Origin of the sequence: Paenibacillus polysaccharolyticus, assembly GCF_023714295.1 — a bacterium.
Taxonomy (GTDB): Bacteria; Bacillota; Bacilli; order Paenibacillales; family Paenibacillaceae; genus Paenibacillus; species Paenibacillus polysaccharolyticus_A.
Genome location: NZ_JAMAUN010000004.1, coordinates 224,561 through 246,544 on the forward strand (window position 1 = coordinate 224,561; position 21,984 = coordinate 246,544).

Here is a 21,984-nt window from a genome sequence, read left to right on the forward strand (position 1 = left end):
AACCGCTTTCCCAAGGGAAAACGGATGTGTTTATGCATAGACAGCATTATGAGTTTCGAGCGGAAGCTTCCGCTTTTTTCTTTTGACGACCTTCAACGAAATAACGCACGCGCACTAACAGCATCAGACCAACAGCCACCAGCAAACATTGAATGATGGGCAACTTATCGATCTGGAAAATAAGAAGCATGAATGTGCCCATCGCCATCAAGATATACAACACAATCTCCTTACCGATTGGCAATTTCTGACGTACCCGAAAGACCTTGTTATACACGTAAGTAATCAGTACAAAGATGACGATATAGGCGATGATCGGGTGTGATGCAAACCATGCTTGCATGTTAAGGCATCTCCTTTCATGATCATGCTGTACAAAATTCAATCATTGGCGGGACTTTACTGCTGCACAATGAGATTCTTAGGCGCTCGTTCGACCGTTCCGGGTTCGGATCGTTCTTTTGATCGCTGTTGTCCCCGAATTTCTATGAACACTCTATCAAGTGTTGAAATTCGGGGACAAAGGCGAGCGCTTCGCTTCTTCAGAATCGATTCCTCTCCCTCCACTACCAGTGGCGAGAGACAGGAATCGTTCCATCGTGCAATAATGTCCCTTCAAACATTGGCTTTTGTACCTCTTAGGGTAGTGGGTATTACGCGTTATTTTGAGCCATTTTGCGTTGTTTTTCTGCACGCTCACGCTCGGATTTGTTCAAAAGCTTCTTACGAAGACGAATGGATTTCGGCGTGATTTCACAGTACTCATCATCGTTCAAATATTCAAGCGCTTGTTCCAACGAGAAGATAATCGGCGTTTTGATTTTGACCGTATCGTCTTTACCCGAAGAACGAACGTTAGTCAGTTGTTTTTCTTTACAGATGTTAACAACGATATCATTGTCACGTGTATGCTCACCGACGATCATACCTTCGTAAATTTCTGTACCTGGCTCAAGGAATAGTGTACCACGATCCTCAACACCCATCATTCCGTAGAACGTAGATGTACCTGTTTCAGTCGAGATCAGCACACCTTGGTGACGTCCACCCACTTGACCGGATACAACTGGAGCGTAACTGTCAAATGCATGGTTCATCACGCCATAACCACGAGTCAATGTGAGGAAGTTCGTGCTATAACCGATCAGACCACGTGCAGGAATCAAGAACTCCAGACGGACTTGACCAGTACCATTGTTGATCATGTTAACCATCTCTGCTTTACGTGCGCCCAGGCTCTCCATGACGGAACCCATGCTTTCTTCAGGGATGTCAATCAACAAGCGCTCAACAGGCTCCATTTTCTTACCGTCAACTTCTTTGATGATAACTTCTGGTTTGGATACTTGAAGCTCATACCCTTCACGACGCATATTTTCAATCAGGATACCGAGGTGAAGTTCACCACGTCCGGAAACGATAAATGCATCCGGGCTCTCTGTTTCTTCAACACGAAGAGATACGTCAGTTTCCAATTCTTTTAACAAACGCTCGCGCAGTTTACGGGAAGTAACCCATTTACCTTCGCGGCCTGCGAATGGACTGTTGTTTACGAGGAATGTCATTTGCAGTGTTGGCTCATCAATTTTCAGAACCGGCAAAGCTTCAGGGTTGTTCGGATCAGCAATCGTTTCACCGATGTTGATATCCTTAATACCTGCGATCGCCACGATGTCACCTGCGCCAGCTTCCTCTGTCTCAACACGTTTCAGACCTTGGAAACCGAACAGTTTCTCGATACGAGCTGTTTTGCTTTTGCCATCACGCATAATAACAGTAACGGATTGGCCTTGACGGATCACACCGCGGTTTACACGACCGATAGCGATACGTCCAAGGTATTCATTGTAGTCCATCAGCGTAACGAGGAATTGCAGTGGCTCTTCAACGTTCTCTGTTGGATGAGGGATGTGACTTACGATGGTATCGTAGATCGCCATCATGTTGTCATCTTGTTTGGCAGGATCGTCTTCCATGCTGGATGTTCCGTTCAATGCGGAAGCATATACAACAGGGAATTCAAGTTGTTGATCGTTGGCACCCAGTTCGATGAACAGGTCAAGTACTTCATCAATAACCTCAGCCGGACGAGCCGCTGGACGGTCAATTTTGTTTACAATTACGATTGGAGTCAGGTTGTGCTCCAGTGCTTTACGAAGTACGAACTTCGTTTGTGGCATGCAGCCCTCATAAGCGTCAACAACGAGCAATACGCCGTCAACCATTTTCATGATACGTTCAACTTCACCACCGAAGTCGGCGTGTCCAGGTGTATCTACAATGTTAATCAGGTAATCTTTATACGTTATAGCCGTGTTTTTGGCCAAAATCGTAATACCGCGTTCACGCTCCAAATCGTTGGAGTCCATTGCGCGCTCCTGTACAGTCTCGTGGTCACGGAATGTACCGGATTGCTGGAGCAACTTGTCGACGAGTGTTGTTTTCCCGTGGTCGACGTGGGCAATAATCGCAATATTGCGAATGTGTTCTCTTGAATGCATGGTTTGTATCCATATCCTTTCCAATTTCAATTCTTATCTACTAAACTTCCCGCAAAATCGCAGGTTACTCACAAAATAAGCGTCGGTGATAACCCGACGCATGTCTATATCCCTTATATTATAGTTTATCATAGGTAAAAATCAAGATATTTCGCTCGAAACTCCGTTGGTTAAGACCGGAGATGTTTACCATCCCCTGCCTCGGCCTATACGCCCTCGCCCAGCAAGCAACCAGACTCCACCCAAAATAAGCAGAACAGCGAGTACATAAATGATCCCTGTCTGTAACAGCGTAAACGCCAACAATACGATGGATACCGCCCCGATAATTAGGGCAGCAGGATAGACAAATTCGGGTCTTCGCCGCTCAACTGCGCCATATCCAAGCAGACCGACAGCTATTCCAAGCAATAGGATTGGCCACAAATTTCTCATTAGCCCGGCTCCCCATATGTTCGTTATGCTGAACAGTACACCATACACCGTGAGAACTCCCGCAGGCATTAACGACCAGGACGGCGCAATTCGGGCATAAAACAATGCATAAAGAGCAATACCTGGCAGCAATAACAACAGAGGCCAGAAATTTCGACCAATAAACCCAAACACGCCTAATTTACCGAGCAAAATGACAAGACCAGCAACTACAATAAATAGTCCGATTGCTCTTTCATTCTTCATTATAATCACCTCTTGTTTTCATTAATTATGTAATTTCCAAACTGTGCTACGTACATAAACTGACATCCATTTTAAATTGCAAAAACAAGCTTAGCCTGATGTTTACAGTGTATCTGATGTTTCCACAAAAAACTATACCGATGTCGAAAATGAGTCTTCCTAACCCCGGTAACATAAACCTAACGCACCCAACCTTAATCTGTATTCCCCCTTAAGACACCTTATATAATATTAAATAACCTTACGACTCAATGGTCGCTTCCTTACAAAACAGAAAAGGTGTCCTTATGGGACACCCCTCAAACCGAAAACTTATTTCAACTCATGTTAACATCTAAGCATTCCGGCGAACGAATCTGTGTGCCCCTCCCGCCGCTATAACCAGACAAGCCAATGCTGCTGGCAACATCGCATGAGCCTGTGCTGCCATTCCACCCAGCCACTCCCCTAGCTTCGGGTCTCTCATTAACATTTCTCCTGCGGTAAACGCCAGGATCCCTGAACCCGCAAACACCAGAATGGGAAACCGTTTAAGCAAACCCACAATGACGCCGCTGCCCCACACTACAATAGGAATGCTGATTGCAATCCCTATAACAATTAGAGCCAGATCTCCATCAGCCAATGCAGCTATTGCTAATACATTATCCAGACTCATCACAAAATCAGCAACCAGTATTGTCTGAATTGCCTTCCAGGTCGTAGATGCATTACGGATATGTACTTCATCTTCGTTTTGGAGCAGTAATTTCAGTGCAATCCAGAATAATAACAACCCGCCTGCCGCTTGGATAAAAGGAATACCCAGCAGGAGTACAGCTGCAAAAGTAAGTACGCAACGTAACAGCACTGCACCAAACGCGCCCCACCATACCGCTTTTGTACGTTGATCTGGAGGTAAATCTTTGCTCGCCATTGCAATGACAACCGCATTATCTCCGCTCAGCACCAGATTAATCATCAAAATTTGAGTTAACAGCCACAGCGTATCCATCTCCTCATCCCCCCACTCTAACTTGTATGTGGAAATTGTACATGCTATTCTTATTGATTGAAGAATATATAGGGAGTGACATATTGCCATGGAGCTGTTTAGTCCCACATTTTGGCTGGCCTTGTTAAACGTTGTCTTTATTGATCTAATCCTGGCTGGTGATAATGCTATCGTCATCGGTCTTGCAGCCCGAAATCTGCATCCTTCCGTGCAAAAGAAAGCGATCCTGTACGGCACAGGCGGTGCACTTCTCATCCGGATCGCGGCTACAGTCGTTGTGTTATGGTTATTGAAGGTACCTTGGCTCCTGTTCGTAGGAGGACTACTCTTAGTCTGGATTGCCTACAAACTGCTCGCTGATCAGGGAGATGAGCACAATGACATTCAAGCAGGAACTTCACTCTGGGCGGCTGTTCGTACGATCATTATTGCGGATGCAGCTATGGGACTAGACAATGTCATTGCCGTAGCCGGAGCTGCTCAGCAACATTTGGTACTTGTCATCCTCGGACTGCTGATCAGTGTTCCGATTATCGTTTGGGGCAGCACCTTGTTCATCAAACTGATTAACCGCTTTCCCTGGATTATCTACGTTGGCGCTATTGTATTAGGTTATACTGCTGCCAATATGATTACAGAAGAGAAACGAATTATGCCTTTTTTCACAGAGCATCCAGCACTCCGCATCCTGTTCATCGTTGTCGTGATAGGAGGCGTTGTTTTTGCGGGTTACCGTAAGCGAAGCACAAGTAAGAAAGCTCAAGCTGAACGGCAACGTTCTTATTCATAGACAAGCTAGGGATATGGAAGCGATATAAGCAACACGCTTACGTGACAACGTCTCGCACAAAAAACAGGACCGACCCTTCTCAGATGGGTTAGTCCTGTTCTTTGTTATGTTCTATTTACATTTCATTTGTTATGTCTACTTCTAATGTGGCATGCCTACAATAGCAAATACATTTAGAACCAGTCATCCTTCATTTCACTGTTCTCTGATTGCCCTGACCATACTGAAGCTTCCCCCGCATGCAAAGTTATTGTTTCTGTCTGTTCCACCGCTTGATCCAGCCATTCAGACAGATGGCTCATCGTTGCTTCAATTTTGTCCACAATCCGAAGATTCGGATTGGTTGATGGGGATTTCGGAACAAACAATGTACAGCAATCCTCGTAAGGCAGAATCGAAATATCATAAGTTCCAATTTGTTTGGAAAGTGAAATGATTTCCTGCTTGTCCATCATGACCAGCGGTCTGAGCAGAGGCAGGTCCGTAGCGCGTCCGATGACATTCATGCTGGGAAGAGTTTGGCTTGCCACCTGACCCAAACTATCGCCAGTGATCAGTGCTAGTGCACGTTCGCGTTCTGCCAGCTTGGTGGCAATTCGTAGCATGGCTCGCCGCATTAAGGTAATAATTAGATTATCCTGACCCAACTGGGTGAATGCGGTCTGAATCTCTGTAAACGGAACGAGATGTAACTTGATCGAACCGGCATGATCTGCAAGCGCACGCGCAAGATCGATCACTTTTTCTTTTGCCCGCTGACTTGTAAAAGGATAACTATAAAAATGCACGCACTCGACTTCAAGCCCTCGGCGCATGGAAGACCACGCAGCTACGGGACTATCGATCCCTCCAGACAAGAGGACCATTGCCTTGCCATTCGTTCCAAGCGGGAATCCGCCTGCGGCAGGAATAACTTCACTGAAAATATACGTACCTTGTTCACGGATCTCTACACGAAGCTCGATATCAGGGTCACGAACATCGACCTTCAACTGCTGGAATTTGCGTAGAATCGGTGAACCGACGAGATGATTTGTTTCATGAGAAGAATGCGGGAAGGCCTTCCACACTCGGCGCGCATTTACCTTGAAGGTCGTGACTTCACCAAATTCCGCAGCTCGTTCATCCATAAAGGCAACCGCAGTTTGTACAATTTCGTCAATCTCGGAAGGTGTGACTTTCACAGGACTGATGGACATCACACCAAATACACGTTTGAGTACGGGAATAAGCTGTGTGTGGGATTCACCGCCAAGATCCACGTATACTCGGCCATATTCTTTACGCAGGCTTGCACCTGGATAAGGCTTAAGCAACGCCTTGACTTGCGTGATGATGGTTTTTTCAAATCGAGCACGATTTTTTCCTTTTAACATAAATTCTCCAAAACGGAGAAGTAACATATCATAATTCAACATTAAATTTACATCCGCCTTTCGAGTGGCCGTAACTGCGCCACCATCTGATGCAGTGCCTTTTCCAGCATAACCGCATCCTCTTCTGTATGTTCATCACCGAAACTAATCCGCAATCCCCCAGCGGCACAGGCAACATCTCTTCCCATCGCAAGCAACACCCGGCTTGGTTCAGCCGAACGCGATGAGCAGGCAGACTGGGTGGACACCGTGCATCCAAGTTGCTCTAGGGTATGCAGTGCTACTTCTGCTTTCATAGCAGGATAGGAAAAATGTACAATATGTGGCGCTCCGTCATGGGTACTGTTGAGCTCGAACTCCGGGATAGCAGCAATCGTCTTCATCACCCGGTCTCGGAGTATGCAAAGGCGTCTTGAAAAATCATTCTGCCTCTCTGCCGCGATCCGCATTGCCTTGGCCATGCCCACAATCAGAGCCGTATTCTCCGTGCCTGCCCTGAGCCCATGCTCCTGTGAGCCACCAGATAACAGTGGTACAAGCTCTACGCCACTTCTCACATAGAGCAGCCCGGCACCTTTCGGCCCACGGATTTTATGAGCGGACAAACTATACAGATCAGCCTTCCATTTGGTTGGTGCAACTTGCATTTTTCCAAAACCCTGAACACCATCTACATGAAAAAGGACTCGCGGCGCTTTTTTTTTGAGCAGATTACCAATCTCTTCTACTGGATGAATCGCACCCGTCTCATTGTTCACATGCATCAGACTAACAAGTACGGTATCCGGACGAACGGCTTTCATTACCTGCTCAGCAGTGACGACACCCGTTGAATCTACAGGTAGAAAAGTTATTCCCCATCCCCATTGCTGTAACTGCAGCATACTCTCATACACAGACGCGTGCTCCGTTGCTGTCGTTATCATATGTTTTCCACGTGAGCTGTAACGAAGCGCAGCACCCTTGATGGCTAAATTATTACTCTCTGTTGCTCCGGATGTAAATACGATTTCATCTGCTCTTACACCGATTGTAGCAGCACAGCCCGTCCGCGCCCGGCGTAGTAATTGATCTGCACGTTCTCCGTATCCATGAATCGAAGACGGATTTCCGAACTGTGTTCCCATAATTTCCGCCATTGTACGAACCACATCTGGATACGGAGGAGTGGTTGCTGCATAATCAAAATATTTCAAAACAAGCTGCACCTTCCTTATTTGTTGGTTCATTAACCTATAGTGAGCATTGTACCACGATCTCCGTACAACACAAAAAAAGACCAACTGAAAGCAAGCAATGAAGGCTTGCCTTTTAAGCTGGATCTCTTTGTTCGGCACATACTTCGAGGTTGTCCCTTTTAGATCATATATTTGGAACGAGCCCGCTCCACTTTAGTAATATAATTCTGTGTTTCCACAGGCAGCAGGTGAAGCATGCTCATCAGTTCATTATCGTTTGTAACGCCAAGTCTGGACAGCCGTCCAGGGCCAGCATTATAGGCGGCCAAAGCCATTTTCTCCTGCCCTCCAAAACGCTGGAGCTGAAGGGATAAATATTTGGTCCCCGCATCAATATTTTGACCCGGATCAAAGGAGTCACTCACACCAAGTCCTGCTGCCGTACCATCCATTAATTGCATCAGACCCTTCGCACCTGCCGAAGAAACAACATTCGGATTGAAACCAGATTCTGTATCGATGACCGCTTTGATTAAAGATTCAGGTACGCCGTACTTGGCACTGGCCTGTGAGATCAACGTTTCGAAATCCGTGGGCACCGATTTGCCGGAATCAGCTTGTCCCGTACTGCTCATAGCAAGCACTGAATTCAGATTAACTGCTTGGGATGAACCCGCTGTATTCATATCCGGACTATAGGTACTACCAAGTTGCAACCACAACAAACCGTCGTTGGATCGCTTTGAGGTGGTTGCATGATTCTCCGTATCGTTCGGACCACCCGTATTCGAACTTAACAATCCATCCATCATATTTGAAAAGTCTGTCGTCGAACCAGTTGGCACAGCTGATCCGTTCGTTTGATTATTGATATTGGACAATTGCAACTCCAATAATTGCCGCGAATTGCGTGGATCAATTTGCATGAGTTAACTCCACTCCCGTTTCATTCAAGCTAGATGACTTTATTCTACATGGTTTTACAGACAGGTTCCATCATTTTCATAAAAAATAGCTGATTAGACGTTGAAAATATGCACAAATATGAAAAAACCTTCTGATTCACCATAAGGAAGTGAATACAGAAGGCTTTATTATTGTCCTGAGATCTGAGGATAACTCTCTCATCCCATGAACAAATGTCCACTTTTTATCGAGCAAAAGGAATCATAAAAAAGTAACTCAACGTTGCAACGATACCCAATCCGATGGACCATGCTCCTGCTGTTTTCCGGCCATTCACGAAGGCAAAATAGCCAAGTACAGCCGCTGCTGGACCCAGTACAATAGACCACATAAACAATGATGCAATACCAAAAGCAAGACCCATATAACCTGCAACGCGGCCCGAAGACTCCATTACACGGTCAGCTTCATGTTTTTGCGGTACTGCATCGGAAGACACGCGGTCGCTCTCCCTGGTTCGCACGGCGGCTCTCGGTGTTATCTCTGCACCGTATTCCTCACGATATGCTTTTCTTGGATAATCCACACGCTGGCGCTGTTGTGTATCCTGCGCTTCTGTGTTGTAACGATCTGAATGTTTGTCTTTGAAATCATCATTCTTCACGTGAAAGCACCTCCGTTAATGGATTGGATGACTGCTTATTTGGGTCTGAATGTGTGGCAGCATGTAGCTGAAGAGGTACGGGCATGATCATGATGATCGGAGTCAAATGTCTCTCCGGCAAATTCCTCATGCAGACGACGGGTGGCGTGCTGGTCAATGTCAATCATGATGGCATCGGCCTGGCAAAAGTTGTTTTCTCCCCAGAAATGACAGTTGGAAACGCTACATTTGACAATTGGTTTGTCATGGCTCATTTTTTATCACCTCGACATCTAATGTTCCCACGCGCCAAATCCGATATTCTTCGCCAAAATGCCAGATGATAACATGTCTCAGGATATACATTTATCTAAAGCCATTGAGGTGGAAACGAACGTTCCATCTTTACGTCAAAACAAAAAAACCGCCACAAGGGCGGTCTATGTTTAACGAAATATTAAGCGTGGTTACGTTGGCTTTGCATACGACGCTGGGTCAGATAATCACTCTCGTAGTAGGCCAAGTCGTCACGCAGTTCTTCATAAGTCTTGGAAATTTCCAAAATGACGTCGCGTACGGCACGAATCGGCTTATCACGGAAACGGATAGCATCCTGACCTGTGTAAGCATATCTTCCGTCCTCAGAATAGCACTCATTTTTCGGATAGAAAAAGCTGTTCACACTTTGGTGATACGTATTATAAAGAGCCTTTTCGGCAAATTCGACATCAAAATTGGCACGACGCAGCACAACGCCAAGTTTTTCGTAAGAAACTTCAGAAAAAACGAGCAAATGACGGAGATCTGAAAGGAAACCTTTGTAGAAGGCGGTTGATTCCTCCGTCTGGTTCTGATCCAGTTCAGGCAAAGCATTTTCATTCAAAAACTTTTCGATCCGATCGATCGCCGGTTTTAACTTTTCTCTGGTTGACTCACATGTTTTTTGTACATTGGCTGCTGACATAAAGGTAGCTCCCCCTTAAATAAGTCCTTACATTTTTACATCCAGGTCGGCCAAACCGTGTTTGTTTCCTGACCTTTTGAATACTCAGATATAATCCTACCATAAAAAGTTGACGAGCGGTATCCCTTAATCGTGCTTTCCATTCCTGTCATGATACACGCTTCAAAACAAGCGATGACTCGAAACTCTTTTGTATAAAAATATGTGCTTCTCCTAACGATAACTACATCCGTGACAACGACGATGCCTTCCTGCACGCCGTATGGTCATTGCCAAAATGAACGAGGAGGTTCTGTCTTATGTCCAGACCAAGGTGGATTAACTGGGCTCTCGCAGCGGGTGCAGGCGCATTAGCGCTGACCTTACTGCTTCCAACATCCAATCGTACCATACCAAAACCCAGCGCTATGCAAGAAAATCCTCAAAAGGAACATGCAAGCAAACAGCGTTTGAAAGTCCAGGATATCAAAGCCACCGATCTGCTGACACGTGTGGACGCCAAACAGCACCTCGGAATCATACTGGATAAAACGAACAAGATGACAGCTACACAGGTAACCCGTTATATGAAAGAACTTCAAGATTCACACGGGCACATGCGATCTATTCAACTGATGAATATGCATGACTCGTCGAGTAAACGATTTGATCGTGCATTCAAAGAAGGAAGTAAGCTAGAGCAACAAAGATTATCTCATGCAATGAATTTGGCAAAAAAAGCAGTGCACAAGCATCAAAGCTTCGAGTCCTCATCGTTTCCCCTCGGGAAAGAGAAATATTTTGTAATGGCACAGCCCTCGAAGGATGGCAGACGAGCCATCATCGCTCTGTTTAGTCAAAGCGTACTGAATGCCGTGGAAGAGCATCAGCGCAAAAATTTGCGAATGATTCCTTACCCACGAGAAGGAAAATTCAAAATTGAATCCGTGCATCCCGACACGTTAAACGAAATTACGGTAAAAACCGGGCACGACAACGCCAATGCAAGCCATTTTTACGAAAATGAAATCGTCATTCGTTTCCGGCAAGATCCGGGTGAACGAGATATGCGCATGATTCGTTCTGACGTAAAAACGCAGTCTGCTCGCAAACTCGGATATACGTATGTTTTTCGGTCTGAAACGATGAATTATAAACAACTGCGGGATTATTTCGGAAGTAAATGGAATCCGCTGTATATGGAACCTCACTATATGTACTTAACCAATGAAACGGCTGCTGAACAACCGGATGTACCTATCCCAAATGATGTACTTTTCTCTGATTATCAGTGGAATTTGCCTGCCATCGAGACAAATCGCGGGTGGAATATTACGAAGGGCAACAAAGATGTTATCGTAGCCGTGGTAGATACAGGTGTTGATGTGAATCACCCAGATCTCAAAGGAAAACTGCTTGAAGGATACAATGTCGTGAGTCCAGGCAACAAACCGCTCGATGATGTCGGTCATGGCACCCATGTTGCCGGTATTATCGGAGCAATTGTGAACAATAACGAAGGTGTAGCCGGCATGAGCTGGTACAATAAGGTGCTTCCTGTAAAGGTACTGGACAACTCGGGATCAGGTACAACGTATGCGGTTGCCGAGGGCATCATTTGGGCAGCCGATCATGGCGCCAAAGTCATTAACATGAGCCTCGGTAACTACGCGGACGCTCAATTTCTCCATGATGCTATTAAATACGCTTTTGACCGGGATATCGTACTTATCGCCGCAACCGGTAATGATAACACGGAGCGTCCGGGATACCCTGCTGCTTATCCCGAAGTTTTTGCTGTCTCTGCTACAGACCCGGATATGAATAAAGCCTCCTACTCCAACTATGGCGACTATGTGGATGTCATGGCTCCAGGATCAAGTATCGCCAGTACGTACCCGGACAATCAGTACGCGGCTCTGTCAGGCACATCCATGGCCAGTCCGCATGTCGCAGCACTTGCAGGATTAATTCGCTCATTGAATCCGGATCTGACCAATACGGAGGTTATGGATCTGATGCGGCAAAGTGTAATTGATCTAGGTGAACCCGGGCATGATAAGTACTACGGTTATGGTCAGATTGATGTATACAAAGCGTTGCAAGCCGCATCGGGAAGCAGTGCTCCGTTACAGTTCTGGCCTCAGCATGTCAGACAGCAGATGGATAACACGCTGAAAAAATATATCCGAGAATAATTTAGGGAATAACCGTTACTCTTCAGATCATCTTTCACCCGGAGTAAACAGTGTACATGTTCCATGGAGAATTATACGAGAAAAACAAAAGCAGCTGCGCCCCGGGGCGTATGCTGCTCTTTGGTTTGACTCTTTTTTCCCGGGGCGTTAACTGCGATTAGCGCTTGCGAGAAGTCGAGCGGGCTTTGCTTGATTTTTTCACAGATTTTTTCTTATGGCTGGATACATACATTGGACCTTCTTCTCTTATAACAACAGGGTACATATGATGAGGTATTGGAACACAGTGATGTTGCTTCACAACTTCAATCGGATGAATGACAGGTACGATCTGTGGAATGTAATAATCCTGAACAACCTGAATCGGGTCACATACAATCGGAGAAACCTCTGGACAACAATGGTTCATCATTTCAAACCAACTCCCTTTCAAGTGATACTATAACCTATTGCAGTGAACCCGATGTGGTATGGATGGATGTCCATATAGTTGAAAATTAAATGAGCGGTAGCCTGTCCGCCGTTGCCCCGCCTTGCTGTGATGAGACCCTCTCAATGACAGTACACAGAATTCGAAGCCCTTGCTTCAGCGCTTCGCTACTCGTCACAGTGAAGCATATCCGTAAACTCGTTGTGTCACTTTCCGCAACATAACAGGCTGAACCAGGCAAAAAAGACACGCCAGCAGCGAGAGACTGCCGATGCAGTTCATGCATGTCCATATTCCCCTGCAATTCGAGCCATAAATTAAGCCCTCCCTCAGGAAGACGCCACTGCATCTCGTTCGTTGCATACTGCTCGAGCACCTCTGAGGCGACACATAAGCGCGAGTAGAGTTCTTCTCGAAGCTGATGAACGTAAGTGTCATACTGTTCCTGAATATAAGCCTGAAGTGCTTTCTGTGTTAATAATGGACTCCCCAGATCGGCCGTAGACTTCGCGGCCACAAGCCGGGTAAGCACACTTCCATCGGCTATAGCACAAGCTATACGGCAACCGGGGGAGAGAACTTTGCTGAAACTTTTAATGTAAACCACATGCCCCGCACTATCCATGGACTTAATCGAAGCCGGTGGCGGCTCACGAAAGTATAAATCTGCAAACGGATCATCTTCAAGAATGAGGCAGTGATAACTTTGTGCGATATTTAGCAATTGGGCCCGTCTTTGAGTACTCATCGTCACACCTGTCGGATTGTGATATGTAGGGATCGTATAGATTAACTTGGGCGGATATGTATCACACAAGCGGGTAAGCAGATCGATACGCATACCTTCATTGTCCATAGGAACGGTAATGATTTTGGCTCCTCGACTCGTGAACACATCTATAGCCCCTGTATACGTTGGTGCCTCCATATATACGACATCTCCAGGACCGATAAATGTACGAGCTACCAGATCAATCCCCTGCTGTGCTCCGCTTGTAATTAACATTCTTTCGGGCGTAACTTGCAGTCCGCGAGAAGCAAAATGTGTTGCAAAAGTCTGTCTTAGTTCCCAATCCCCCTGAAATGATCCATAGGCCGCCATGCGCTCTGCATGATCTGAGGACAAGTGATAGGCGCTATTGATAATATCACGCATGGGTAATAATTCGGGCTGAATGGCTGACATATGCAGTTCATAACGGACTTGAGGAGATGCGTCAAAATGCCTCCACAGTTGCGCTCTGGGCAAATAATCAACCAGCGTCATCTGCCAGTTCAGCGATGCGGCCGAGTCACTGTTGCTTATTCTGTGGGCAAGATCTTCATCCCCTGTGCGATTGATCTGTGTGGAAGGCTCGGTTCCAGCTACGTAGCACCCCTTCCCCTGAGAGCAACGAACGAGTTGTATAGCCTCCAGTTCCGCATATGCTTTAGTTACAGTTACCAAACTAACGCCTAAATCAGCGGTCATCTTACGAACAGATGGCAACCTCGTTCCCGGTTCAATCAACCCTGAGCGGATACGATCTGCAATGGTCAGAGCAATCTGCATATATAATTTGGTACTGCTTCCTCGTTTTAGCTCAATATGCATGTCTACTCATCCCCTTAACTGTTATGATCGTTGTTTTACTGTTATAGTGCGCTACGTCTAATATAGTTTATAATATCAGTATAACAGTGAATAACAGGAGATGAGAATAATATGAGTACACCTTGGTCTAAAATGGCACAAAACACCCCGTCCTCTGTCGTTCGCGACATGTTGCAGGCTGCTCAGGCACCTGGAATGATATCACTTGCTGGTGGATTGCCAGCACAGACTTCATTTCCACTGGAAGCTATACGCCTGGCGTATGAAAAAGTATTTATGAGCGGATCAGCCGCTCTTCAATATGCTGAAACGGAAGGTTACCGTCCTCTTCGTGTCAAAATCGCCGAGCGTCTGGAATCGAAAGGACTTCCGGCCTCACCTGATCATATGCTTTTGACTACTGGGTCACAGCAATCAATTGATCTCATCTGCCGAATCCTTTTAGATCCCGGTGATCGCGTGCTCGTGGAATCACCCACTTATCTAGCTGCCTTGCAAGTCATTCAATCCTATCAAGGAGTATCTCATGGAGTCGCTTGTGATGATCACGGCATGTTGCCTGAATCACTCGAGGAACAGCTTCAGTTGCATCGTCCTAAACTCGTCTACATTAACCCTACGTTCTCCAATCCGACAGGAAAAGTTTGGTCACGGGAAAGAAGACAACAAGCCGTAGATTTGTGCCGTAAATATGGTGTACTTATTCTGGAAGATGACCCTTACGGCGAAATCCGCTTTAACCCGGAACAGCTGGACGTACCCGCTCTAGCTGCACTCGATGCCGCTTCCTATGAAGGACCATCCAACGTGATTTACACCAGCACCTTTTCTAAAACAGTAGCCCCAGGTCTTCGTACAGGCTGGATTCTGGCTGCACCCGACATTGTCAAAATCGCTGCTCGGGCCAAGCAAGGCGCAGATTTGCATTCGAGTAGCATTGATCAGCGGGCACTCCATGCCTTGCTTGAGACCTTTGATTTGGATGGCCACATTCGCCACATCTCTCAGGACTATGAAGAGCGCATGAAAAAACTAACCACACTCATGGCTTCTAAATCCTGGAATGGCATTACATGGAACTCCCCACAAGGCGGAATGTTCCTATGGCTACAATTACCTGAAGGTATGCTCGCCAGCAATCTATTTACTTATGGCATTCAGGAAAAAGTGTGCATCGTGCCTGGAGATTCCTTCTATGCCGGCACGCCAGAGCTTAACCGGATGCGTATCAACTTTACTCATACTGACCCAGAACTTCTTCCTGAGGCCGTGGAGCGAATGGATCGCGCGATTCAGCGCTGGCATGCTTCCAATCAATCAGACCATGTCGTTACCATGTAACTGATCGATAAAGCATGAAAACTGTAATCATCTGTAATTGATCACCATAACCGTTAACCGCTTATTCCATGTATGGGATAGGCGGTTTTCTTAATAAACAAAACAAAAAAATAAGGCGGCAAACTCGTTAAACCGAATCTGCTGCCTTATTTTATATAACCTGTCCCGTCGTAAACAGGAGCATTTAATTTTGAAAGTTGTTGTTGCAGTTAGGAAAGCTTACCGTAAGCCGGGTTCTGTGCTCTTCGTGGTTCAAACGGGAACTACCCTCCCACCAGAAGCGACAATCATCTATCTAGGCCATGCATTGCTGCACAGCTCAAGCGACCAACCTAGACACACCTCGGGCTAAGGCTGTCTCCTCCAAAGAGGTGACCGTGTCCCATTAGGTCTTGCTCCAGATGGGGTTTACCAGGAACGAAGTCACCAGCGTTCCTCGGGGTCTCTTACACCTCGGTTCCATCCTTGCCTGTGCCGGGAAACCCGGCCATCGGCGGTCCATTTCTGTGGCACTATCCTTCAACTCGCGCTGACTGGACGTTATCCAGCATCCTGCCCTGTGGAGCCCGGACTTTCCTCTCGTGGCAACAAAGGCCACCAGCGATTGTCTGTCAAGCTTTCCGAACAACATTACATAGTATACAGGCATTTGCTGTCCCACACAAGCTAAATATTAATGGAAATCAGGCTACATGCTCTCTTTTACAAGAAACGAAATACTTCAGTATCCGCCTCGGATGCAGTGACCTGAGTCTCGTATCGTTGATCCGCCAGTCGGGCACGAAGCCAATCTGCCGTTTTAGGTTTCATGATTTTCTCCGTGTTATGACCCGGATCAATAATGCACATCCCCGCCATAATCGCGTCATGTGCCGTGTGGTAATCAATATCTCCGGTTACGATGACATCCGCGCCCTTGAAACGTGCAGTAAGCACATAACGGCTACCCGAGCCTCCGAGCACAGCCGCTTTCTTGATTCTTTTGTTCAAATCGCCGACAACGCGCACATGAGGCACATTTAATTGGGCTTTCACGACCTCTACCAGCTCGCCAAGTGTTTTAGATTCCCGAAGAGGACCAAGACGTCCTAGGCCAAGTGTACGCCCTTTTAAATCCATTGCATAAAGGTCATATGCCACTTCTTCATAGGGATGCGCTTTTAACATCGCCTGAATGACCTTGCCCCGCAAACTTTGAGGTACAACCGTTTCAATCCGCATTTCTTCCACACGTTCCATCTGTCCCTGTGATCCGATAAAAGGCTGAGTCCCTTCACCGGGTACAAATGTGCCTTTTCCTTCGGTGCTGAAACTGCATTTATTATATTGACCGATGCTGCCTGCTCCAGCTTCCAAAATCGCCTGCAGTACCTGCTCGTGATGCGTCCTAGGCACAAAAACCGCCAGCTTGTACAGCTGGTCTGTATGCACATCCTCCAGCGATTCCTTGCTCTCTATACCAAGTGCTTCAGCCATCCAATCATTGATGCCGCCCTCAGCTACGTCAAGGTTCGTGTGACTGATGTAAACCGCAATATCATGCTTGATCAGCTTTTCATACAATTTACCCATAGGCGTATCCGTGCTGAGTGATTTAACGGGACGGAAAATAATCGCATGATGGGCAATAATCAGATTGGCCCCGATCCGAATCGCTTCATCCACAACCTCGTTTGTAACGTCCAGCGCTACAAGTACATGGGTAATATCTTTTTGCAAACTTCCCAGCTGTAGACCGATACGGTCGTCCGGTACAGCCAGATGTTTAGGAGCAAGTTGCTCCATCCATTGAATTACGGTTTGACCTTTGGCAAACATGCCAATACCTCCTTCAAACTCGTGATAAGCTGTTCCACCTCTGCTGCTTTGTCCCTGGAAGAATCTTGATCGGACTTGGAGATGGACTTCAACACGCTCTGTAATTTGAGTATCTCACTTTCCCATTTGGCAAAAAAAACATCTGTTGCACGGTCCACCAAGTACGGCCCCATGCGTAACAGCAAATCTTCAGTCAACTCCACCTCACCCTGCAGGGGTCGAGCACGGTATACCTCATCATTCGTGATTGGGCTGCTTCCTTGCGGCATTGCGGTAATAATTTCATAAATCTTGCCATCCTCTTCAAGAAGTTGCTCAGCCACGACAACCCAATGATGCTGGAGTAGCCAGCGTCGCAAAATATCCTCGCCTACATTGGGTTGCAGAATCAGAAGCTGCACACCTTCTAGTTTGGAGATTCCCCGGTCTAGAATGGAAGCGATCAGTGCGCCGCCCATGCCAGCAATGGTAATTACATCAACTTCTCCAGCAGTAATGACATCGAGACCATCTCCACGACGTACCGTGATTTGCGATTGAAGTCCGGCATCACTGACCTGTTTAGAAGCCGCATCATAAGGACCCGGATTGACTTCCCCAGCTATTGCACTCACCGCTTGTCCACTACGGATTGCAGCGACGGGTAGTAAAGCATGGTCTGATCCAATATCCGCCAGCCGACTACCTTCAGGAATTTGGTCATGTATTTGTTGTAATCGATTCGAAAGTTTCATGGGGCACCTACACCATTCATTTAATTTATTGATTTGCATTGCGTAAAGAAAAGCGATAAAATAAAATCCAATCAAACATTTCAAGGATGAATTTCCAAAAGAAAGAAATCTAACCGTTCAAATTAAAACGAAAGGAGACCCCGCCGCCGCCAAAGCGTCTCGCAGAAAGTCTCCTACAGTTTAATTATTCGAGGAAATCCTTAAGTCGTTTGCTTCGACTCGGGTGACGCAATTTACGAAGAGCCTTGGCTTCAATCTGACGAATACGCTCACGAGTAACACCAAAAACTTTACCAACTTCTTCAAGTGTTCTCGTACGTCCATCATCCAGACCAAAACGCAGACGAAGAACATTTTCTTCACGCTCCGTCAACGTGTCCAGAACATCTTCAAGCTGCTCTTTCAAAAGCTCATAGGCAGCAGCATCTGCCGGAGCTAATGCTTCCTGATCCTCGATGAAATCACCGAGATGGGAATCATCTTCTTCACCAATTGGTGTTTCCAAGGAAACCGGTTCCTGAGCAATCTTTGTAATCTCACGCACTTTTTCTACGCTTAAATCCATCTCCGCAGCGATTTCTTCAGGAGTCGGTTCGCGTCCAAGTTCCTGCAACAGTTGACGGGATACCCGAATCAGCTTATTAATGGTTTCTACCATATGCACAGGGATACGTATCGTACGTGCTTGGTCAGCGATTGCACGTGTAATCGCCTGACGAATCCACCATGTCGCGTACGTACTGAACTTGTAACCCTTTTTATGGTCAAACTTCTCTACCGCTTTAATCAGACCCATGTTGCCTTCCTGAATCAGATCAAGGAACAGCATTCCGCGTCCTACATAACGTTTGGCAATACTTACAACGAGACGAAGGTTGGCTTCAGCCAGACGGCGCTTCGCTTCTTCATCCCCGTTTTCGATCCGTTTTGCGAGTTGCACCTCGTCATCAGCTGACAACAAAGGTACACGTCCGATCTCCTTCAGGTACATCCGTACAGGATCATTAATTTTAATGCCCGGTGGCAAGCTTAGATCATCATCAAAGTGGAACTCATCGTCTCCCTCTCTGCCGCCATTTTCGGAATCATCGTTGGGACGAAGAGTTACCTCTTCATCATTTTCGTTCACAACATCAATACCGAGGTCACTGAGTTGTTCGTAAAACTCATCCATTTGCTCTGCATCCTGCTCAAACGGAGAGAGTTTCTCAATAATTTCCTTATAGTTGAGTGAAGCTCTTTTCTTACCTGATTCAATCAATTGATCTTTAACCTGATCCAGTGTCAATTCTGTTTCTAGTTCAGTATGCTGATCATTCGCCATAACTCGACTCCCTCCTCCCTAGAAACATCCAAGTCATCCAGACGTTCACTGTCTCTCTAGGGCAATCATCTCAAGTGCAATTTGTGCCGCGCGTACAGAATCACCTGCCCGCTCTGCAGCAATCATTTCTTCCTTTTTTAAATCGTACTGTTTTTTGCGCGGATACTTCAACACTTCCCTGATGCAATCATCGAGCACTTGGACGCTCCATTCACCCGGGCCATCCATCATCGAGATTGAGCTGACCGTCTTTTCCAGACGATCATCATGCAACGAAGACATAAAACGACTTGTATCCGGCGGTTTGCCCTGTGCATAATAGGCATATAGATAAGCAGCAATTGCTGCATGATCATCCAAGTTAAAAGCTTCGCCAAGATGTTCATTTACATACTGAGCCGCTTCATCATCCTGTAACATCCAGGCAATCAGTTTGCGCTCAGCAGCATGGTATGCCGGCAACAGATTGGGTGTAGGCACCTGCCTATTTTGTTGCCTACCATTATTCCACCTTTTCGAGTTATTATCCCCATAATCCTCGTTATTTTTCATCGCTTCCCGTTCCTCGTTACATTCTTGCTTCAATGTTTCGAAAGAAACATCGACTTCAGCAGCAAGTTCACGAAGATACACTTCACGCTCTGTTGGTGAGGACAAGGGAGCAATCAATTTCACTGCTTCTTTGGAATAAGCGATTTGTCCGCCGCCTTCTAGCAGTATATGGTTTTTCTTGAGGTTTATAAGCTTAAATTTTGTAGTTGTTACGGCGCCATCAACAATCTGGTTACGGAATCGTTCACCGCCGTGCTTACGAATAAAATCATCTGGATCAAGTCCCTCAGGAATGAGTGCCACCTTAACCTGCAATCCAGCCTCCTCCAAAATGGGGAAGTTTTTCATTGCGGCAGCCTGTCCGGCTCGGTCGCCGTCATAACAGAGGATAACCTCATCACACATGCCCTTGATCATTAAAGCCTGATTCTCCGTAAGCGCCGTTCCCATGGCTGCGACACCATTCTGAACGTCCTGATCCCACGCGGAGATCACATCACCGTAGCCTTCAAACAAAATGACCTGTCTCTGTTTCCGTATTGCATTTTTAGCTTGGTGCAGATTGTAGAGAACACGGCCTTTGTTGAACAACCTGGTTTCTGGCGAGTTCAAATATTTCGGCTGTCCATCCCCCAAGATCCGCCCTGCAAATGCAATCGGCTTGCCACTTCTACCATGGATCGGAAACATGATTCGATCTCTGAACTTGTCCACATATCCGTGACCTTCACTTCGTTCTGACAGAAGTCCGCCTCGTTCCATCTCATCGAGTGGATAAGTGCGCTTCTCCAGAAATTGTACGAGCGTGTCCCAACGATTTGGCGCATAACCAATCTGGAACTGATCAATCAATTTGTCACCAATACCTCGCGAGCGTAAATATTCCATGGCCACTTTGCCATGCTCTGTATTTTTCAACAGAAAATGATACAGCTTCGAGGTAAGCTCATAAGCTTCCAGCAGACGTGCTGTCTCCGGATTTACATGAGCAGATTCACGACCCTGCCAGTCACCCATGGAGATATGACTTTCTTCTGCCATCGTTTTGACAGCCTCGGGAAAGGATAACCCTTCGATTTCCATCCTAAATTTGATGGCATTTCCGCCCGTGCCGCAACCGTAGCAATAGAAAATCTGTTTCTCAGGTGTAACGGTGAACGAAGGCGTCTTCTCGGAATGAAAAGGGCAGAGGCCTTTCATATATTTCCCCTGCTTGGTCAGATGCACAAATCGGCTTACCGTATCGACGATATCATGCTGTTGCAATACCGATTCAATAATACTTTCGGGTATTCCGCCTTGTCCGGTACTCATCTCGGCCACCTTCATCTCTTCTAACACGTAAATATAATTCGATAAACTTACACATTCTCCTGCAAATCTTTCAAAAGTTTTGTCAGTTTATGTTGAAAAATTTCTCGATCCTGCTCTGTAAAGGGTTTTGGGCCTTTTCCATAATGCCCTCTGCGCCTGGCTTTGGCCGCAGTGTGGCGTGAATCGAGCATAAAATCAATATCTCGATCGTTAAATTCTCGGCCTCTAAACGATAAAACATAACAACGTTTGCCAAGAGCCAACGCCGCGAGTCCATAATCCTGCGTAATAACCACATCATATGGCTTAATATGATTCGCAATGTACAGATCTGCGCTCTGATCACTGCGATCCACTTGCACGGTTCGTGCTCCTTCTCCCCCCTGCAACAAATGATCAAAGGAAGAAACAAGCAATACAGGAACCTGAAAGAGACGTGCGGTATTGGCGATCTCCGTCTTGACCGGGCAAGCATCTCCATCAACAACGATGTGACGTATATTCAATTCACTCAAACCTATACCACCCGGTTTCATAAAATATCTGCATATTGTAATATACGACCTCAGTCATTGAAAATCCTTCTGAGTCTAATGGAGAAAAAACAGAGGCTAAAAATACGGAGCGGTTGTCCAAATCATTGAGCAACCCGTTCCGTATATTTATA

Annotated in this window: 20 protein-coding genes and 1 other RNA gene; 3 read left to right on the forward strand and 18 right to left on the reverse strand. The window is 46.3% G+C overall.

The features are described 5' to 3' along the window. Positions 1-46 precede the first annotated feature (46 nt). The 4 genes from M3629_RS13685 to M3629_RS13700 form a co-directional block, all read right to left on the reverse strand. Entirely contained in the window at positions 47-343 is a 297-nt protein-coding gene (locus tag M3629_RS13685; protein WP_090923778.1) for a YlaH-like family protein, read from the reverse strand. 310 nt (positions 344-653) lie between these two features. Then, positions 654-2,501 carry a translational GTPase TypA gene (typA, locus tag M3629_RS13690; RefSeq protein ID WP_154957773.1) on the reverse strand — a complete coding sequence of 616 codons (1,848 nt, stop codon included), beginning with the start codon at positions 2,499-2,501 and terminating at the stop codon, positions 654-656. 186 nt (positions 2,502-2,687) lie between these two features. Next, positions 2,688-3,188 (reverse strand): hypothetical protein, encoded by a 501-nt coding sequence (locus M3629_RS13695; RefSeq protein ID WP_154888630.1) that lies wholly within the window; start codon positions 3,186-3,188, stop codon positions 2,688-2,690. A gap of 328 nt (positions 3,189-3,516) precedes the next feature. Continuing rightward, complete coding sequence (locus M3629_RS13700; RefSeq protein WP_251507173.1) at positions 3,517-4,176, reverse strand: TerC family protein; 660 nt, start codon at positions 4,174-4,176, stop codon at positions 3,517-3,519. An 88-nt stretch (positions 4,177-4,264) separates the two neighbouring features. Between M3629_RS13700 and M3629_RS13705 the strand changes: the two genes are divergently transcribed. Next, complete coding sequence (locus tag M3629_RS13705; RefSeq protein WP_251507174.1) at positions 4,265-4,966, forward strand: TerC family protein; 702 nt, start codon at positions 4,265-4,267, stop codon at positions 4,964-4,966. A 173-nt stretch (positions 4,967-5,139) separates the two neighbouring features. Here M3629_RS13705 and thiI read toward each other — a convergent pair whose 3' ends face one another. The 6 genes from thiI to M3629_RS13735 all read right to left on the reverse strand — a co-directional run bounded on the left by thiI (position 5,140) and on the right by M3629_RS13735 (position 10,033). Continuing rightward, a complete protein-coding gene (thiI, locus tag M3629_RS13710) occupies positions 5,140-6,381 on the reverse strand; it encodes a tRNA uracil 4-sulfurtransferase ThiI (RefSeq protein ID WP_251507450.1) in 1,242 nt (413 codons plus the stop codon). Between the two features lie 8 nt (positions 6,382-6,389). Further along, positions 6,390-7,538, reverse strand: coding sequence for a cysteine desulfurase family protein (locus M3629_RS13715; RefSeq protein ID WP_251507177.1), 1,149 nt, complete (start codon positions 7,536-7,538; stop codon positions 6,390-6,392). Between the two features lie 161 nt (positions 7,539-7,699). Then, the gene (locus tag M3629_RS13720) at positions 7,700-8,446 is read right to left on the reverse strand and encodes a lytic transglycosylase domain-containing protein (protein ID WP_251507179.1); all 747 of its coding nucleotides are present in this window, start codon (positions 8,444-8,446) and stop codon (positions 7,700-7,702) included. A 224-nt stretch (positions 8,447-8,670) separates the two neighbouring features. After that, entirely contained in the window at positions 8,671-9,090 is a 420-nt protein-coding gene (locus M3629_RS13725) for a hypothetical protein (protein WP_435368223.1), read from the reverse strand. Between the two features lie 35 nt (positions 9,091-9,125). Next, positions 9,126-9,344, reverse strand: coding sequence for a DUF1540 domain-containing protein (locus M3629_RS13730; protein WP_090914705.1), 219 nt, complete (start codon positions 9,342-9,344; stop codon positions 9,126-9,128). 182 nt (positions 9,345-9,526) lie between these two features. Next, a complete protein-coding gene (locus M3629_RS13735; RefSeq protein ID WP_090914707.1) occupies positions 9,527-10,033 on the reverse strand; it encodes a YpuI family protein in 507 nt (168 codons plus the stop codon). Positions 10,034-10,332: 299 nt separating this feature from the next. Between M3629_RS13735 and M3629_RS13740 the strand changes: the two genes are divergently transcribed. Continuing rightward, positions 10,333-12,210: a S8 family peptidase gene (locus M3629_RS13740; protein ID WP_251507181.1), complete on the forward strand. Its 1,878-nt coding sequence runs from the start codon at positions 10,333-10,335 to the stop codon at positions 12,208-12,210. A 157-nt stretch (positions 12,211-12,367) separates the two neighbouring features. Here the strand turns inward: M3629_RS13740 and M3629_RS13745 are convergent, their stop codons facing one another. Then, positions 12,368-12,622: a hypothetical protein gene (locus M3629_RS13745; protein ID WP_244159157.1), complete on the reverse strand. Its 255-nt coding sequence runs from the start codon at positions 12,620-12,622 to the stop codon at positions 12,368-12,370. Between the two features lie 85 nt (positions 12,623-12,707). Next, positions 12,708-14,234, reverse strand: coding sequence for a PLP-dependent aminotransferase family protein (locus M3629_RS13750; protein WP_251507183.1), 1,527 nt, complete (start codon positions 14,232-14,234; stop codon positions 12,708-12,710). Between the two features lie 111 nt (positions 14,235-14,345). Here M3629_RS13750 and M3629_RS13755 point away from each other — a divergent pair, with 111 nt between their 5' ends. Further along, positions 14,346-15,575 (forward strand): PLP-dependent aminotransferase family protein, encoded by a 1,230-nt coding sequence (locus M3629_RS13755; RefSeq protein ID WP_154983201.1) that lies wholly within the window; start codon positions 14,346-14,348, stop codon positions 15,573-15,575. 210 nt (positions 15,576-15,785) lie between these two features. Here the strand turns inward: M3629_RS13755 and rnpB are convergent. The 6 genes from rnpB to M3629_RS13785 form a co-directional block, all read right to left on the reverse strand. After that, positions 15,786-16,195, reverse strand: an RNA gene (gene rnpB, locus M3629_RS13760) — RNase P RNA component class A. A gap of 82 nt (positions 16,196-16,277) precedes the next feature. Then, positions 16,278-17,393: a Nif3-like dinuclear metal center hexameric protein gene (locus M3629_RS13765; protein ID WP_251507185.1), complete on the reverse strand. Its 1,116-nt coding sequence runs from the start codon at positions 17,391-17,393 to the stop codon at positions 16,278-16,280. Continuing rightward, on the reverse strand, positions 17,369-18,127 hold the full coding sequence (locus M3629_RS13770) for a tRNA (adenine(22)-N(1))-methyltransferase (protein ID WP_251507187.1): 759 nt from the start codon (positions 18,125-18,127) through the stop codon (positions 17,369-17,371). The genes M3629_RS13765 and M3629_RS13770 overlap by 25 nt, the downstream gene beginning before the upstream one ends. 184 nt (positions 18,128-18,311) lie before the next feature. Further along, positions 18,312-19,451 (reverse strand): RNA polymerase sigma factor RpoD, encoded by a 1,140-nt coding sequence (rpoD, locus tag M3629_RS13775; RefSeq protein ID WP_251507188.1) that lies wholly within the window; start codon positions 19,449-19,451, stop codon positions 18,312-18,314. 45 nt (positions 19,452-19,496) lie between these two features. Then, on the reverse strand, positions 19,497-21,317 hold the full coding sequence (gene dnaG, locus M3629_RS13780; protein WP_251507191.1) for a DNA primase: 1,821 nt from the start codon (positions 21,315-21,317) through the stop codon (positions 19,497-19,499). 47 nt (positions 21,318-21,364) lie between these two features. Beyond that, positions 21,365-21,832: a YaiI/YqxD family protein gene (locus tag M3629_RS13785; RefSeq protein WP_435368224.1), complete on the reverse strand. Its 468-nt coding sequence runs from the start codon at positions 21,830-21,832 to the stop codon at positions 21,365-21,367. Between the last annotated feature and the right edge of the window lie 152 nt (positions 21,833-21,984).

Bases quoted from the DNA above. Each gene is read 5' to 3' on its own strand.
- M3629_RS13745 (WP_244159157.1), bottom strand. From the start codon at position 12,622: ATGATGAACCATTGTTGTCCAGAGGTTTCTCCGATTGTATGTGACCCG.
- M3629_RS13705 (WP_251507174.1), top strand. From the start codon at position 4,265: ATGGAGCTGTTTAGTCCCACATTTTGGCTGGCCTTGTTAAACGTTGTC.
- M3629_RS13750 (WP_251507183.1), bottom strand. From the start codon at position 14,234: ATGCATATTGAGCTAAAACGAGGAAGCAGTACCAAATTATATATGCAG.
- M3629_RS13740 (WP_251507181.1), top strand. From the start codon at position 10,333: ATGTCCAGACCAAGGTGGATTAACTGGGCTCTCGCAGCGGGTGCAGGC.
- M3629_RS13755 (WP_154983201.1), top strand. From the start codon at position 14,346: ATGAGTACACCTTGGTCTAAAATGGCACAAAACACCCCGTCCTCTGTC.
- M3629_RS13735 (WP_090914707.1), bottom strand. From the start codon at position 10,033: ATGTCAGCAGCCAATGTACAAAAAACATGTGAGTCAACCAGAGAAAAG.
- dnaG (WP_251507191.1), bottom strand. From the start codon at position 21,317: ATGAGTACCGGACAAGGCGGAATACCCGAAAGTATTATTGAATCGGTA.
- M3629_RS13685 (WP_090923778.1), bottom strand. From the start codon at position 343: ATGCAAGCATGGTTTGCATCACACCCGATCATCGCCTATATCGTCATC.
- M3629_RS13770 (WP_251507187.1), bottom strand. From the start codon at position 18,127: ATGAAACTTTCGAATCGATTACAACAAATACATGACCAAATTCCTGAA.
- M3629_RS13765 (WP_251507185.1), bottom strand. From the start codon at position 17,393: ATGTTTGCCAAAGGTCAAACCGTAATTCAATGGATGGAGCAACTTGCT.
- typA (WP_154957773.1), bottom strand. From the start codon at position 2,501: ATGCATTCAAGAGAACACATTCGCAATATTGCGATTATTGCCCACGTC.
- M3629_RS13730 (WP_090914705.1), bottom strand. From the start codon at position 9,344: ATGAGCCATGACAAACCAATTGTCAAATGTAGCGTTTCCAACTGTCAT.
- M3629_RS13700 (WP_251507173.1), bottom strand. From the start codon at position 4,176: ATGGATACGCTGTGGCTGTTAACTCAAATTTTGATGATTAATCTGGTG.
- rpoD (WP_251507188.1), bottom strand. From the start codon at position 19,451: ATGGCGAATGATCAGCATACTGAACTAGAAACAGAATTGACACTGGAT.
- M3629_RS13720 (WP_251507179.1), bottom strand. From the start codon at position 8,446: ATGCAAATTGATCCACGCAATTCGCGGCAATTATTGGAGTTGCAATTG.